Below are 15,454 nucleotides of genomic sequence, written 5' to 3'. Positions count from 1 at the left end.
AAAGGATTTTTCAAAATAAAAGCCTTAGAACAATCAATGTTCTAAGGCTTTGGGCTAAATCAATTCAGACTGAGTATGCTGTTGATTGTTAAGCACTACGTTTGATTTGTGATGCACGAAGCTCATTCGCAACCTGTTGAATTAAATCTATGGTTTTGTCCCAACCTAAGCATCCATCTGTTACAGATTGACCATAAGTCATGTCACAACTAATTTTTTGATTACCACCCACTAAATGACTTTCTAACATCACACCACGCACTTGGGTATGCTCACGCTCTGCTACAATTGTGCGTAATACTTCAGGTTGCTTCATTGGATCTTTATGGCTATTACCATGACTACAATCGATCACTAAAGCTGGTAAATCGCCTTTTACTTTACTGCGAATTTTGTCTATTTCAGCCAAACTATAATTTGGACCTGTATTAGAACCACGTAAAATCAAATGTGCTTGCGGGTTGCCAACGGATTCTAAAATACACGGTAAGCCGGCTTGACTCATACCTAAGAACTGGTGTGGATGCGAAGCAGATTGAATGGCATCTAGTGCAATTTGGATTGATCCATCTGTTCCGTTTTTGAAACCGATGCTGTATGGCATATGACTTGAGATTTCACGATGAATTTGTGATTCGCTGGTACGCGCACCGATTGCACCCCATGCCAAAAGGTCATCAAAATAACCCGTCGCCATTGGGCTTAAAATTTCAGAGGCAATTGGCAAACCCATTTCAATAATTTGTAAGTATAGCTCACGCGATTTTTCTAAGCCCAATTGCATATTAGATGATCCATCTAAACTTGGGTCATACATATAGCCTTTCCAGCCCACTGTAGTACGTGGTTTCTCAATATATGCGCGCATCACAAGAAAAATTTGATCTGAAACCTGTGCCTGTAATTGTTTTAATTTTTCAGCATATTCCAACGCAGCAATTGGATCATGGATTGAACATGGGCCGCTAATAATCATTAGACGCGGGTCTAGACCTGTCAAAATATTTTGAATAGTTGCACGATGTGCAGCAATTTGTTCTGCAGCATGAACTGATAAAGGTAATTGTTGTTTCAGTTGATGGGGCAAGCTCAAAAGCGTTTCTTTTGGCCGTGTAGATTTCTGAATTTCTGAATTTTGAGTTTGTTGTAAAGCTGTATTTAGCGCATTCATTGGTTCTATTCCTTTGGACTGTACGTATAAACAGTCCGATCTTTTATCTGAGCGTTATGGGACTTTGGGACTTCAAGGCTTTAGACATAGACTGACTAAAGTAAAACCAATAACCGTTGCTAAAATATGAATTATTTACTGTAAACATGAGATTTCTCCAAAAATATTATAAAAATCAAGACATAAAAAAACCTGATCAGGGTTGCCGATCAGGTATAAACTTGGTGGGCAACCTTTTTCATGCCCGAACGCGTTCAGGCAATTATCTAAACTGCCAGAAGTAATAATATGCGTTTGAGATTAAAGGTTGCTTTAACATCTTGATTTCATCAAAAAGTATCTGTCTGAAAATTAAAATACGCTGTATTCATCGGTTTGACAATAGTTTTTTGCTATTTTGTTGTATTAAATAACGCTGCTGTCAATTATAGCGACCTATTTTTAAAATTTGATGTATTGATTAATAAATAAACATTTATTAGACTGCACAACATTAGGCTGTTTAAAGCTTTTTTCCATTTATTTTTAATTCGAGTATTTGCCAATGAAGTAAGCCCTGTTTTTTTCATCATCAAATCCATTTTTTTGATGTGCAAACACATGGCTAATGACTTCGACTGCATTTTCTCAAATATTGTCTTTTTTATAGAATAAAATTAGTTATTTGTATTGCGCATCTTTGCTATCGCAAGGTGCATCTATGACTCAAACGGCTTGTACAATTTCCAAATTTAGCTTGGAATTTCCATCCAAAACACTTTTTAAAAACCTGAAATTTAACCTCAATCAACAACAACTTTCGGCATGTGTTGGTCGCAATGGTTTAGGAAAATCCTGCATCCTTAAAATCTTACATGCGCAAAATCTGAAAGATCTCCCCTATGAAGGTGAAATTTCATGGAATGTACCACATGCCTATTTATCACAATTTTCTCGACTAGAAGCTGACACGATTGCTTCTGCACTCGGTGTTGAAGACTTATATGACGCATTTCAACGTATCGAAATAGGCAGCGCAAGTTTTGAAGACTTTGAGCTGACTGAAAACCAATGGCACCGTCCTGCACTATGGCAGCAACAACTTAAGCAGGCGTCACTTCCGACAGATTTAAATTTCCCAGTCGCTCAGCTGAGTGAAGGTCAAAAAACCAAATTGGCTTTGTGTGCATTATTTTTAAAAACCGACCATTATTTACTTTTGGATGAACCAAGTAACCATTTAGATGCATCCTCACGCTTATGGCTCATCGATCGCTTAAAAAACCATCCTGCGGGTGCATTCGTCGTCAGTCATGATCGAGAATTGCTGCAACATGTAGAGCATATCTATGCTTTAAATGAGTTTGGACTCAGTCATGTTACTGGAAGCTATGAAGACTACGTTCAACAAAATGATCTGCAAAATAAAGCCTTACAGCGTAATGCTTTACAGCAGCAGCGTGAGTTAAAACAACTCAAATTACAACAACACGAAACACAGATGAAAGCGCAAAAACGAGAACAACAAGGGCGTGTCCTACGCAAGTCAAGCACCCAAGCCAAAGTGTTACTCGATTTTAAAAAGGAACAAGCCGGTCAAAGCCTCGCTTCAGTTCAAACGCAACAGCAGAAGCAATTGGAAGAAAAGAGATCTCAACTGATTCAGGCACAGCAACAACTTGAGCATGTCAAAGAGCAGCAATTCGTTTTTCAACATCACGCTGAAAAAACAGGAGAAATCTTAAGAGTTAAACATTTTCATCGCAAAACATCTCAGCACCAGCCTTTCGACTTAGCCTTACAGGCAGGTGAAAAAATTCATTTAAAAGGAAAAAATGGTATTGGTAAATCTACATTTCTAAAGTATTTGAGTCAGACCACATCACAGTCTAGCCATGAAACGTTTTTGTCTGTGCATACCCTATATTTAGATCAAAACTTGAGTAATTTATCACCTGAACTGAGTGTTTTGGACAATTTGGCAAAGTTTAATCCTGAGGTTTCGTCAATGGAATGGCGTAATCAACTCGGTCAACTTAGAATCCGTGGTCAAAAAGCGGAACTGCCATTTCACTGTTTAAGTGGTGGTGAGCGTTTAAAAGTGACCTTGTTGGGCTTAAATTATTTAACACCGAATATTGAGCTTTTATTGTTAGATGAACCTGAAAATCACTTAGATATAGAGTCTAGAATGTTATTGGCTCAAGCCATTCAGCATTATACAGGTGCGGTGATCCTCGTTTCACATGATGCATATTTTGTAGAATCTTGTGGCATTCAGAATAGCGTGCAATTAGTTGAATAACTCTCGCTCGCTAGATATATCTAAAAAAGCCAAAGTAGATGAACGCTACTTTGGCGAATTTAATGCTTTAGAAATCATCCATTGGAAGCATTAAGGGCAATATTGCTAAACAATACTGTATTTTAACACCCGATTTTCTTCATGATTTTTTGTTTAAGGCGCTGCTGAAGTGTAGCTGAACGTTCCTTAAGCTCGGCACGCCAGTCATTTGGCACTGAACATTTCGCGAGTCGAACCCAAACGCTGGCAAACTGTTTGATAAAACTGGCTTCGTTGTAGTGAATACCATATTCCTCACAGAGTGCTTTAATTTTAGGTGCGGCTTCTGCATAGCGGTTTGCAGGCATATCTGGGAATAAATGGTGTTCAATTTGGTGACTCAAATTACCGCTGAGTATATGCAACCATTGCGTTCCACTAAAATTACTTGAGCCACGAATTTGACGGAGATACCACTCTGCTCGAGTTTCATTTTCAGTATTGTCCATCTCGAAGTTTTCCGCATCTTCAGTAAAATGGCCATTAAAGATGACAGCGGAAGCCCATAAACTACGAATCACGTTGGCTACCGCATTTCCTGCAAATACAGGAATCGCATTGGGACCTGCAATAAGTGGAAAAAACACATAATCTTTAATCACTTGGCGCTTAATTTTCTGACGTACATCGGCTGCTTCATGCCATACATCTTTCCAAGTTTTGGTTTTATACGCAATAACATCTTCTAAATGTAAACGTTGAATGCCGACATACCACTCAAAGAAAACCATGAGTTGGGCAGCCAGTGGAATATTAAAAAGGAAACGCGGCTCCCACTTTTGCGATTCACTTACACGGATTAAGCCATAGCCGACATCATGGTCCATACCGACAATATTGGTATAGGTATGATGCACATAGTTATGGGTATATTTCCAGTCTTGACCTGTGGCAATGGTATCCCAATCATAATTAGCACCATTTAAACTCGGGTCATTTAACCAATCAAACTGACCATGCATCACATTATGACCGAGTTCCATGTTCTCTACGATTTTAGAAATCCCCAATAAACCCGTACCCAGTAACCACACCGGTGGAATCCAGCCTGCAAACATCAACATGCCACGAGATGCAATCTCGCTATAACGGACAAAATTACGAATTTTATAAATATACGCTGCATCTTTTTCACCTACACTCTGCATGATTTCACGGCGAATTTGCTCAACTTTTTCGCCAAATTCAGCAGTTTGTTCTGGAGATAAATAACGTGACTTACTATTCGGACTAATATATATCGATTGATTCATGATGACGCCCCTGATTTATTTTTATACGGCTTGGATTAGAGTTGAATACGTACAGGTGAAATGGCCTGAGAGACACATAACTTGATTTGTGTGTTATTCGCATGATCAATTTCGCCAGTGATTAAGTTTTTCACTGACCCCTGTAATTTCGTACACGAACAAGTATTACAAATACCCATTCGACAGCCATGCGCAGGTTTTAAACCGGCTTTTTCAGCACTTTCAAGTAAGTTACCTTCTGCTAAAAAATCTTGCTGGGCTAAACTAAAAGTGACAGGTTGAGCAGGTACTGAATCATCAGCAATCATTTGAAAATATTCAGTGTATAAATAATCTGAAAGCTTGAACTCACGATACAGTTGTTCAATGCTTTGCATCATTGGTGCTGCACCACAGGCATAGCAATCTCGCTGCTTAAAATCGGGGACCATGTGGTTTAGCACCTCTGGTGAGATATGTAATTTAGTTTTCAGCGTATTAATCGCATGTAAGTGTGCATGGTTTAATTGCTTCGCTAGTTGAATCAATTCATCCAAATACGCATCATCTCGATTGAAGTAAATCAGGTCAACCGTACGCCCAAGCTGAATCGCTTGTTTAAACAAAGCCATGATTGAGGTAATACCACTACCTGAAGCAAGCAGTAAAATTGGTCGATCCGAATTTAGCTTTAGGCCAAACTCACCTTGCGGTTGCGATAATTCAACAACATCACCTGTTTTTAATTGCGTCAGGTAGTTGGACACTTTGCCTTGTTGTTTGACTGCGATGACCACATGACCTGATGTATTGATTTCGACGATGCTATAGCTACGTTGATGACGTACACCATCTTTGACCACTGTCACTAGAATACATTGGCCTGGTCGATAGTTTGCTGCTTTAAAGTTGTGATTCGCTAAAAAACTCAGTTCATAAAACCCGATCCCCACACAACGTGATTTGACCAATTGTGCTTTTACACGTTTGTAGGCCCAAATTGCATCAAATTTTTCTGCAATAAAATCAATAAAATCTTGCCGAATCCACTCAGGCTTGTAACTTGTAGTTGTCATTTTTTGCCTCGGATAATGCATTAATATACATTTGTTTTTAAATTATGCTTACCTTATGTTTAGTGCTAATTTCCCACCATGTGAATTCGGGACAAAATCTATCATTTGGCATTTTTTATCATTTTATGTCTAACAATCTGTCACTTTTTGCAAATCCTAATTTGAAGTTTTGATTTGTTATAACGACACAAATAAAAAAACTAGGCTAAAGCCTAGTTTTTAAAACAGTGAAAATTAACGCATTAATATTTAAATAATTAGTCGTTTAATCAAAAATATTTAAATCAATATTAGTCTTCAAAATGTACAACAGAGCGAATTGATTTACCTTCATGCATTAAATCAAAGGCTTCATTGATTTTATCCAGCCCCATAGTATGGGTCACGAATGGTTCAAGTTTGATCTCGCCTGACATGGCTTCTTCTACCATACCCGGTAATTGTGAACGACCTTTAACACCACCGAAAGCAGTGCCTTTCCAAGTACGACCAGTAACCAATTGGAATGGGCGCGTTGAAATTTCTTGACCTGCACCAGCTACACCAATAATCACAGATTGGCCCCAACCACGGTGAGCACATTCCAAAGCAGAGCGCATCACATTGGTATTGCCAATACATTCAAATGAATGGTCGACGCCCCAGCCCGTCATTTCTACAATCACTTCTTGAACTGGACGATCATAATCTTTTGGATTAACAAAATCTGTAGCGCCAAATTCTTCAGCCAGTTTGAATTTATCAGGATTGGTATCTACGGCAATGATACGACCTGCTTTGGCTTTTTTAGCACCTTGTACCACAGCCAAACCAATTCCGCCTAAACCAAAGACTGCAACTGAGTCACCTTCCTGAACTTTAGCGGTATTTTTAACTGCACCTAAACCTGTTGTTACGCCGCACCCCAACAAACACACATGCTCATGGTTCGCTTCAGGGTTAATTTTTGCCAAAGATACTTCTGCAACCACTGTATATTCAGAGAAAGTTGAACACCCCATATAGTGATAAATCGGCTGACCATTATACGAAAAACGTGTTGTGCCATCCGGCATTAAACCTTTCCCTTGTGTTGCTCGTACAGATACACAAAGATTTGTTTTACCCGATTTACAGAATAAACATTCACCACATTCTGCAGTATAAAGTGGAATAACATGATCACCTGGTTGCACTGAAGTCACACCTTCACCGACTTCAACCACAACACCTGCACCTTCATGCCCTAAAATTGCTGGAAATACGCCTTCAGGATCATCACCTGATAATGTAAATGCATCTGTATGACACACACCTGTATGGCTAATTTTGACTAAAACCTCACCTGCTTTAGGTGGTGCCACATCAATTTCAACAATTTCTAAAGGCTGACCCGGTCCAAAAGCAACGGCTGCACGTGATTTCATGTCTAAAAACATCCTGTATGGCTTATATTAACAGATGAGTTACAGTAACCTCTTTTTAAGCCTAGATACAACCTTAAAACATGATGTTATGATGAATTTTTCAAGGAATGATTAATGCTATTCGAATGATACAATTACGTGAAATAAGTTGTACTGTCGGTTTAACTGTTTCCATCAGCCTATTAACTGGATGCAGCTTACCTAGCAATCAGTCAAAAAAAGATGTCCCAATACAATCACATGCAGAAAAATGGATTACGTCTGCTACGGATTTAGAAAAATTAGAACAAAAACAAACGGCTTATTTAGCCTTAGATGATGCCTTCTTAAGCATTGCTTCTCGCCTACATTTGATTCGAAATGCAAAATACACCATCGATTTGCAATATTACATTTGGGAAAATGATACTATTGGGCATCTGATGTTTCAAGAATTACTGCATGCCGCTGACCGGGGGGTAAAGGTAAGGCTATTAATTGATGATCAAAACGGGACGAAACTCGATCCGACCTTACAATCCCTTTCAGCTCATCCCAACATTTCAATCAAACTGTTTAATCCCTATAAATTTAGAAAATTACGTGTCATTGATTATGCATTTCGCTTAAAGCACATTAACCATCGTATGCATAATAAATTAATTATTGCCGATGGTTTTATGGGCGTAACTGGCGGTCGTAACATCAGTAATGAATATTTTGATGCCAGTGAAAGTTTTCAATTTACAGATTTGGACATCCTTTTCTATGGGGAAGCCATTCAACAAGCCAATCAAGTGTTTTTGAACTTTTGGAATGATGATTTAAGTTATTCTGTTCAGCAATGGATTGGTGCAGGTACAAAAGAAGACTTAAATCAATTAAGACAAACGTACCAAGAAAACTCTACAACGTTGACTAAAGATCAACAGCGCATTAACTATGCACAGCAACAACTGGCGGCTCAGCTTAAACTAAGACCGGTGAATTGGGCCGAAGCACATTTCATTGCGGATAGTCCGAATAAAATTCGTGGTGAGGCTAAAGAGCAAGAATTAATTTATAACCAATTTTCGACCTTGATGGGACAGCCCAAGGAACGCATGGAATTGGTTTCAGCTTATTTTGTTCCCACGCAACAAGGCACTGACTTTCTAACGGGTCTTGCAGGTAAAAATGTAGAAGTCCGTGTGTTAACCAATTCATTTTTAGCCAATGACGTCGCTGTCGTTCATGCGTTTTATCAAAAATATCGCAAAGACTTACTCGAAAATGGCGTGAAATTATATGAATTTAAACCTTATATTGAGCGTTCAAAACGCACATGGTATGAGGTCATGACCGGAAATATCATCCCTGCGAAAGGCAAAAATGCCTCTAGTTTGCATGCAAAATTTTTCGATATTGACGGTATGGTGTTTATTGGATCGTTTAACTTTGATCCACGTTCCGCAAATTTAAATTCGGAAGTTGGTTTAGTCGTTAAATCTGATCGATTACAAAACGATATTTCGGCGGCATTAAACCAGTATTTACCGCAAATTGCATATGAATTAAAACTGGATAAAAACGGCGAAATCATTTGGTTAGAGCATCAAAAAAATGGAAAAATCAACACCTATACCCATGAACCCGAAACAACTCGATTCCAACGATTTAGTATAAAAGCAGTGTCATATCTTCCTATTGAATGGATGATGTAATGACAATGTACTGCTAATTGGTTAAGTTTTTCTCATCGATAAGATCTAATAGGAACGATTTAAGCAATTTCAAGCAACTCAATAATGCTCTTGTTCAGTCTCGTTCATATGAGTGCTGGCTTTTGAAAATAACCAAACCATTGACTTCACCAATGAATTCCACTCGCCCATAATTGGCTGCTTTCAGCGCTGCTAAATGTTCCTCAACTGACATATACAACTCATGATTTTGCTGAGCATGTGGTGCATATAAATGATCACATACAAAATACACGCCTTGTGTATTTAACAACCTTTTTACAGTCCGATGAAACTCTGCTGCATACGCCTTATGCCTCAACTCATGTAAAGTTTGATGAATAACAATCACATCAAAGGTGCTGTTTTGATTAAACTGAAGTGATTCTTCCCAAGCAGATTGTTTGAAATCCCCAGTTATAAAATTGCATTTTAAGCGTTGCGCTGCACTTAGTTTTCCTTTTGCCAAGTCATGCATAGCTTCGGAAAAATCAAATGCTGTGTAATCTATATTTGGATAATGATTGATTAAAAATTCAGCAAAATAGCCTAGACCTGAACCGAGTTCAAGCACGTGCGCATTCGGGTTGAAAGCCAAAATAGAGTCGACATACATTTGAAAGATGTCATAACGCCACGGACATTTAAGATTGACTTCAGTCAGCAGCCCATTGTTTAGCTTCGATTGGATCTTTTAAGTCTATGGGGCTGTGCACATCATTTATGTGAATATTATTTTCGCAATTCATTTTCTTAGACTTAATTTAGATAGATTGAATGCTATTTATACATAAAATATCTCAATAAAAGCAAATGTTTTACTCACACTTGATGATGCTTTAACATCCACCTCTTATTTTGTTTTATCTCCTCCTAAAGTTTTCTAATGCAATTTTTTGATTTAAGCCGCCAATTCAATTTAAGTGATATTTTAACGCCTTTTACAACGCTCTCTAACCTTGGTCATCAAGAATGGTTTTTGTCGAAAGTTCGGGTTGAGCATGACTGCTTATCTGACAATGACATGATTGAAGGGCAAGCTGTGCTTAAATCTAATCACAATATTCAAATTGAGTTGGAATGGTTAATTCAAGATACAGGTCATGAATTACAGCTTTTATTTAAAGGCATTGAAACTGCTGCTAGCGAAGAAACTTTGGTGATCGTGAAAGGCGCGCAAATTGTAGATGATGCAAACAAAAAAGTTTCGTCCCAAACACTGAGTTTATGGATCGATGGCACTTTACTGCCTATGCTGCCAAATATTCGCAAAGAAATTAAAGCGCGATTAAACCTTTGGGATTATGTTGAATATGATGGCTAAGGAGTTGATGTTTATCCATTATTAAGATGCCACGTTTTAATCATTGAATGTTTGCCTGTTTAAATAAGAAATTTTATTCAAGGCATTTCATAAATTCGAAAACTTACTTAAAGGAAGCCTATATCTTTAAATAAGCTTTGGTAGGCTTCGGCTTTTTTTTCCAATGCTAGTGGATAAGCTCTAGATGATGACGGCATACGGTATAAAGTCAAATCTCTGCCTGCAAATTCGGTACGAACAGCATGCCCAATGTGTGGTTTTTCAGTATTTTCTGGCATCGAGAGCATCAAAGTATCAGTCGCCTTGTCTCCCGTCGTCATAATACTGTGGCAATTCGGCATCTGTGTAAGCAGCTTCGCAATGTCGGTTGGCTGATAGATCTGTAAAAACTTGTCTGATGCATTGCCTTTCAAACGAATCACTTGATAGGCCGTATCAAAAATGCCTATACCCTTTTCATTTAAAAAATCTCGAATGCGCTGTTCTTTAAAAGTCTTGCTATCTACATTGAGAAAATGATTTTTATCCTGAAAAAAACATAGGCCAAAGATTTTCCACATGTCATTTTGAAAATTTGGATAATAAAAATCCATTTTCCAGCGTGTTTTGGGTGGCGGAAAACTCCCTAGCATCAATAGTTTCCCATTTGATGGCAAAAATGGTGCTAAAGGATGCGTTTCGATTTGCGGATTCGCGTCGGAAATGTCTTTGCTCATATAAATTTAACTTCGCCCAGTGGTTGAATCATAAAATGTCTATGAAAATTGTTCAGTGATTTGTTTAGCTATTTTTTCAGCCCATAACTGATAAATTTCTTTACTCGGGTGAAAGCCATCTTTGGCCATTTGTAAGTTTTTCTCACGATATTCTTGTAAATCGTATTCAATTAACCGCATATTCGCTTGAGTGTTAACATAATTTTTTAACAGCGCATTCATCTTTTGTGAATATTGTCCAAACAACCATGACAATGGAAACGGTAAAGCTGGAAACGTATCCATTGGTGGCACACCTGAAATGATCAATAGCTTTGGATGAAACTTTTCCTCGACAGCTTGATATAAACGCTGCTGGAGCTTCAACCATTGGTCTGGCTGTTTTAATGTTGTAACATCATTAACACCAACAGAACTGATCACGACATCAAAGTTCTGCTTTGCGACATTATCCAAAGCATTGATGATTTGCTGGCTGTTATGCCCCGTTGTGGCTTCAAGGCAAAAGTGAACTTGATAATCAGGCGATAAAATTTTAAGCAATTGTCCCAATAACGCATCCGACTGATGCTCGACGCCGACACCTGCTGCCGCTGAGTCACCAAGGATCAATACCGATAATGGCCGATTACCCTGACCAATCATTCCACAGCGCTCTCCCACCGGTTCTGCTAAACGTGGTGTATTTTTTTTCACACGGTAACCTTGGATCAGTAATGCAGGTAACAGCAGCAGTGTTGATACTTTGAGTAGCATAATATTTAGCAATGATTGAGAGCTTGTCGACTGCATTATTTTAATTATTTTAAAAAACAAAGCATTGACTCTATTGTTATTTTTCTACGTTTTCTTTTGTTAAAAGTGGCATATTGCTAGTTTTTTATATTAATAATGATTATCATTTATCTGATTTCATTCTAGCTATTTTATTATTTCAATGAAAAAACTTTCCCCACTTTTTTTAGCTTGCTCTATGAGCATTGCTGTTTCTTCTGCTTTTGCCCAAACTCAAAATTCACCCGCTTTAACCGATACAACAGAAAAAAAACATTTTCCCTTTGCTGCTGCATGTGAAGATGTCAAAGCGCAAAGCCAAATATTATTAAACCTACAGCATCAGTTAAATCAAAATCCAAAACAACATGCTCAAATTCTTGAAGATTTTTGGAAGCGTGTAGAGCTTATAGGTACACCAATCATTGAAAACTATGATGAAAAACATGACCGTATAATTTTTTTATGGAAAGGTGCGCAGCATAATGTTCGCCTTATTGGTGGCCCAAGTAATGACCATGAATGGTTAACACGCCTACCAAATACCGATATTTGGTTTAAAGAATCGATTATTGATCATCGTTATATTGGCAGTTATAGCTTTGCTGTCGATTTACCGAACTTAGAAGGCTATCTGTCAAATTATTGTCCGCATCTGAATCCAAAACTTAAAGAATCAAGAATGCAGCGTCGTGCTGTGATACAGGTACAACGGATTGATCCTTTCAATAAAAAGACTTATCTCGCAAGTGATGACACGTCAGGCTTGCGTAATGAAAATTTAGTGGCGCTTAAAGATGCCCCGCCTTTTATTGATCCAAAACAATATCCAAATGTGCACCAGCCCCAATTACAAGAGTTTGTTCTAGACAGCAAAATTTTGAATAACTCACGTAAAATCCAAATTTACCAATCTAAAGCCAAGAAAAATCAAAGCTATATCACCGCTATATTTTTTGATGGTCAGCAATATAACGAGTTGCTGAATGTTCCAAAGGCATTAGATATATTAGTTGAGCAAGGTCAACTGCCGCCAATTCAAGCCATTTTTGTTTCTCCACCGAATGATCAGGAACGACCTAAAGAATTAACACCCAATGCAAAATTTTCAGCATTTTTTAGTGATGAACTGATGCCTTGGATTCAAAAAAATGCACCTGCAAAAGTCGATTCGAAGAAAACGGTACTACTTGGGTCAAGTCTTGGCGGTTTAAGTTCAGCTTATTTAGCCTTAGAAAATCCAAATCAAATTAGTCACGTCGTACCTTTATCTGGATCATTTTGGTGGCAAAATGAAGCGACAGACCTCCCAAATGGCATGAGTAAAATCATTCGTGATAAAACCTCGCAACCTAAACAGCATTGGTTTATTACTGCCAATAGTTATGAAAGCTCACGCAATAATAATGAACTGAGTATTTTAGAGACTTCGCCTATTGTTGCAGCCGACTTAAAAAATAAAGGTCATGATGTACATTACAAATCGTATATAGGCGGACATTCCTACGCGGTATGGCAAGTTGCCTTGCAAGATGCACTCAAACATTTTTTTGCGCAAAAGTAGTTTATAAACGTTTAGATCATAAAAAAGCCCTCAATTGAGGGCTTTTTTTGAAGCTAGTACTGATTTAATTCCAGCGATTTATGCGTTTAAAGGTTCCAAAATCATTGAAACGTACACCAACCTCACGCATGACTTGGTGTGCAGTTTTTGCGGTTAGATGACGAATATAAAACGGCTCTTTGACCACAAAATGGTGGATGGCATGGGTCGAACCAAAGTTAAAGCAAAATAATTGCATTGGGAACAACCACCACGGATTTAACACCTGAGTTTGTTTAATGACATCGCGTGGGTCTATATCACCATAATAATGCATATTTGAGCTGATAAATTGTAAGCAGAAAGAGCGTATAAAGTTCGGAATAATCCAAACCACAGCTAGAAAATTAATCGTTGGAATTAACTTCACTAAATTGACTGACCAACTAATACTTTGTCCCAACATTGGAGCAATACCATTCACCACATGATAAATGACAAATACATACCAAATGCCGTAATAAACAAAACTCAAAGGAAAAAATCCAGTCAGTTGAGAGATCAATGCAGTTTTACGTTCTTTTTCAGGTTGTTTTTCAATGAATTTCCCAATCATTTTGAACATTTGAAATGGGCGCAAATACACCGTCATCAATTGATCGCTAATGACCAATATACGACGTAATCCCCACGGCATGCCATTACTGATGCCCCGTTCTTCCAGATCGTATTCGGAACCTGAATACTTATGGTGGTTGAGGTGCAAACGACGACGTGCCCAAGGACTAATAGTATTGGGACGTGCTAACCAAACCAAGGCCAACATGAGATGATGAGCCCACGGCGTCTTTTTAAAATACATATAATGAATCAGGTCATGTTCTAATTCATGTGTCAGTGACGCAAACATCGCCACTAAAATCACACAAGCCCATGCCGGTAAAATGCCAACAGCAAACGCCCAAGCTGAACCCAACATTCCCAGTAGCGCAAAAATAAGGATGGCTGCGCCTATAAAGTTTTGATGTTTTAAAATGGGATATTGCTGACGTAAGTCTTCACCAGCTTTCGTTACGACAGTTCTGACTTTGTTAATTCGCTGTTGATCTGTCATATCGGAAGACATAGACATAGTACAAACCTAAAAATTAATGAACAGTTGTACATTAAAGCAAATTAAAAAAAAGGAAATCGCTATTTTGAGAACAAATCATCGTCTGTTCAAATATTCAACATTTTATTTATTTTCAATATCTTATTTATAAATAATCTGAGTAATTACTCCAATTTTTCTTTGTAAAGTCAGCTACTTTTAATATCTTTTCATCACAGGTTTTATGTATTCCTTTTTAACCTACAGAGGATGACGAATATCATTTGAGAATAATAAAGCCCCAAAATTGGAGCTTTATTATTGCATAAAGGTTTAACCCAATTTATTCACGATCTTTAACGGCAATACTTTCATCGCAAGACCTAAAGGTAACCATGGCCATTGTGGTACATAGGCTTTAACCGGTGCTTTCTCAATTGCTTTTGCTAAAAGATGTGAACCCGTTTTTTCGTCGACTTCAAATGGTAGTTTTTTCGCACCTTCATTGATCTCCGTACGAATATAACCAGGGAAAATAGTCGTCACTTTAATTGGGGTATCAATCAGCTCTGCACGAATACCTTCAGCTAGAGCAGCAACACCTGCTTTACTTGCACCATAAGCCGTTAAATGTTTAGGCATACCACGCATAGCACTCATCGACGAAATCACCACCAAATGCCCTGCATTTTGGCTACGGAAAATTTCAACCGCAGCTTCGCATTGCGCCAAAGCAGAGATAAAGTTAGTTTCAACTGTGGCGCGGTTAATTTCAAAATTACCTTTACCAATACGACGACCTTCACCGACACCTGCGTTGACAATAACACGGTCAATACTGCCAAAATCTGCTTTAAAGGCACGGAACACTTCAAATACTTGATCGTAATTTGTGACATCGAGGGTTTTCGCAATCACTTTGATGCCATATTGGCTTTCCAGTTCCTGTTTTAGTGTTTCTAGACGCTCTAAACGACGTGCACAAATGGCCAAGTTGTAGCCTTTTTGTGCAAACTCGCGTGCCATTCCTGCACCAATTCCCGAGCTTGCACCTGTAATTAAAATTGTTTTAGCCATGATAATTCCTTTGTTTACC

Annotated in this window: 13 protein-coding genes; 4 read left to right on the top strand and 9 right to left on the bottom strand. The window is 38.2% G+C overall.

Annotated elements, in window-relative coordinates; all coding sequences use genetic code 11:
- Positions 1–88: 88 nt before the first annotated feature.
- The gene (locus FTU13_RS06530; protein WP_180127640.1) at positions 89–1,171 is read right to left on the bottom strand and encodes a 3-deoxy-7-phosphoheptulonate synthase; all 1,083 of its coding nucleotides are present in this window, start codon (positions 1,169–1,171) and stop codon (positions 89–91) included.
- Between the two features lie 700 nt (positions 1,172–1,871).
- Here FTU13_RS06530 and FTU13_RS06525 point away from each other — a divergent pair.
- A complete protein-coding gene (locus FTU13_RS06525) occupies positions 1,872–3,455 on the top strand; it encodes an ATP-binding cassette domain-containing protein (protein ID WP_180161101.1) in 1,584 nt (527 codons plus the stop codon).
- A gap of 122 nt (positions 3,456–3,577) precedes the next feature.
- Here FTU13_RS06525 and FTU13_RS06520 read toward each other — a convergent pair whose 3' ends face one another.
- The 3 genes from FTU13_RS06520 to FTU13_RS06510 all read right to left on the bottom strand — a co-directional run bounded on the left by FTU13_RS06520 (position 3,578) and on the right by FTU13_RS06510 (position 7,208).
- Entirely contained in the window at positions 3,578–4,747 is a 1,170-nt protein-coding gene (locus FTU13_RS06520; RefSeq protein ID WP_180127644.1) for an acyl-CoA desaturase, read from the bottom strand.
- Between the two features lie 35 nt (positions 4,748–4,782).
- The gene (locus FTU13_RS06515) at positions 4,783–5,802 is read right to left on the bottom strand and encodes a flavin reductase family protein (RefSeq protein WP_180127646.1); all 1,020 of its coding nucleotides are present in this window, start codon (positions 5,800–5,802) and stop codon (positions 4,783–4,785) included.
- Positions 5,803–6,092: 290 nt separating this feature from the next.
- Entirely contained in the window at positions 6,093–7,208 is a 1,116-nt protein-coding gene (locus FTU13_RS06510; RefSeq protein ID WP_078193885.1) for an S-(hydroxymethyl)glutathione dehydrogenase/class III alcohol dehydrogenase, read from the bottom strand.
- A 125-nt stretch (positions 7,209–7,333) separates the two neighbouring features.
- On the opposite strand from FTU13_RS06510, the gene FTU13_RS06505 reads away from it, so the two are divergent.
- Positions 7,334–8,890, top strand: coding sequence for a phospholipase D family protein (locus FTU13_RS06505; protein ID WP_180127648.1), 1,557 nt, complete (start codon positions 7,334–7,336; stop codon positions 8,888–8,890).
- A 94-nt stretch (positions 8,891–8,984) separates the two neighbouring features.
- Here the strand turns inward: FTU13_RS06505 and FTU13_RS06500 are convergent, their stop codons facing one another.
- On the bottom strand, positions 8,985–9,524 hold the full coding sequence (locus FTU13_RS06500) for a class I SAM-dependent methyltransferase (protein ID WP_257226729.1): 540 nt from the start codon (positions 9,522–9,524) through the stop codon (positions 8,985–8,987).
- Positions 9,525–9,794: 270 nt separating this feature from the next.
- Between FTU13_RS06500 and FTU13_RS06495 the strand changes: the two genes are divergently transcribed.
- Complete coding sequence (locus FTU13_RS06495) at positions 9,795–10,232, top strand: hypothetical protein (protein ID WP_180127650.1); 438 nt, start codon at positions 9,795–9,797, stop codon at positions 10,230–10,232.
- A gap of 107 nt (positions 10,233–10,339) precedes the next feature.
- Here FTU13_RS06495 and FTU13_RS06490 read toward each other — a convergent pair whose 3' ends face one another.
- A complete protein-coding gene (locus tag FTU13_RS06490) occupies positions 10,340–10,948 on the bottom strand; it encodes a uracil-DNA glycosylase family protein (RefSeq protein WP_180127652.1) in 609 nt (202 codons plus the stop codon).
- A gap of 39 nt (positions 10,949–10,987) precedes the next feature.
- Positions 10,988–11,704: an SGNH/GDSL hydrolase family protein gene (locus FTU13_RS06485; RefSeq protein ID WP_180127654.1), complete on the bottom strand. Its 717-nt coding sequence runs from the start codon at positions 11,702–11,704 to the stop codon at positions 10,988–10,990.
- A gap of 217 nt (positions 11,705–11,921) precedes the next feature.
- Here FTU13_RS06485 and FTU13_RS06480 point away from each other — a divergent pair, with 217 nt between their 5' ends.
- Positions 11,922–13,286 carry an alpha/beta hydrolase-fold protein gene (locus tag FTU13_RS06480; protein ID WP_180127656.1) on the top strand — a complete coding sequence of 455 codons (1,365 nt, stop codon included), beginning with the start codon at positions 11,922–11,924 and terminating at the stop codon, positions 13,284–13,286.
- A gap of 64 nt (positions 13,287–13,350) precedes the next feature.
- Here the strand turns inward: FTU13_RS06480 and FTU13_RS06475 are convergent, their stop codons facing one another.
- Complete coding sequence (locus tag FTU13_RS06475; RefSeq protein ID WP_180127658.1) at positions 13,351–14,397, bottom strand: fatty acid desaturase; 1,047 nt, start codon at positions 14,395–14,397, stop codon at positions 13,351–13,353.
- A 294-nt stretch (positions 14,398–14,691) separates the two neighbouring features.
- Positions 14,692–15,435, bottom strand: a complete 744-nt coding sequence (locus tag FTU13_RS06470; protein WP_078190968.1) for an SDR family oxidoreductase — start codon at positions 15,433–15,435, stop codon at positions 14,692–14,694.
- Positions 15,436–15,454 lie beyond the last annotated feature (19 nt).

Source organism: Acinetobacter sp. YH12064, assembly GCF_013419735.1.
GTDB classification, from domain to species: Bacteria; Pseudomonadota; Gammaproteobacteria; order Pseudomonadales; family Moraxellaceae; genus Acinetobacter; species Acinetobacter amyesii.
This window is presented reverse-complemented; position numbering and strand designations above follow the sequence as displayed.

Excerpts from the sequence above, each read along its gene's own strand:
- FTU13_RS06520 (WP_180127644.1), bottom strand. The coding sequence starts at position 4,747 with ATGAATCAATCGATATATATTAGTCCGAATAGTAAGTCACGTTATTTA.
- FTU13_RS06500 (WP_257226729.1), bottom strand. The coding sequence starts at position 9,524 with ATGTATGTCGACTCTATTTTGGCTTTCAACCCGAATGCGCACGTGCTT.
- FTU13_RS06475 (WP_180127658.1), bottom strand. The coding sequence starts at position 14,397 with ATGTCTATGTCTTCCGATATGACAGATCAACAGCGAATTAACAAAGTC.
- FTU13_RS06515 (WP_180127646.1), bottom strand. The coding sequence starts at position 5,802 with ATGACAACTACAAGTTACAAGCCTGAGTGGATTCGGCAAGATTTTATT.
- FTU13_RS06480 (WP_180127656.1), top strand. The coding sequence starts at position 11,922 with ATGAGCATTGCTGTTTCTTCTGCTTTTGCCCAAACTCAAAATTCACCC.
- FTU13_RS06525 (WP_180161101.1), top strand. The coding sequence starts at position 1,872 with ATGACTCAAACGGCTTGTACAATTTCCAAATTTAGCTTGGAATTTCCA.
- FTU13_RS06510 (WP_078193885.1), bottom strand. The coding sequence starts at position 7,208 with ATGAAATCACGTGCAGCCGTTGCTTTTGGACCGGGTCAGCCTTTAGAA.
- FTU13_RS06530 (WP_180127640.1), bottom strand. The coding sequence starts at position 1,171 with ATGAATGCGCTAAATACAGCTTTACAACAAACTCAAAATTCAGAAATT.
- FTU13_RS06490 (WP_180127652.1), bottom strand. The coding sequence starts at position 10,948 with ATGAGCAAAGACATTTCCGACGCGAATCCGCAAATCGAAACGCATCCT.
- FTU13_RS06470 (WP_078190968.1), bottom strand. The coding sequence starts at position 15,435 with ATGGCTAAAACAATTTTAATTACAGGTGCAAGCTCGGGAATTGGTGCA.
- FTU13_RS06495 (WP_180127650.1), top strand. The coding sequence starts at position 9,795 with ATGCAATTTTTTGATTTAAGCCGCCAATTCAATTTAAGTGATATTTTA.
- FTU13_RS06505 (WP_180127648.1), top strand. The coding sequence starts at position 7,334 with ATGATACAATTACGTGAAATAAGTTGTACTGTCGGTTTAACTGTTTCC.
- FTU13_RS06485 (WP_180127654.1), bottom strand. The coding sequence starts at position 11,704 with ATGCTACTCAAAGTATCAACACTGCTGCTGTTACCTGCATTACTGATC.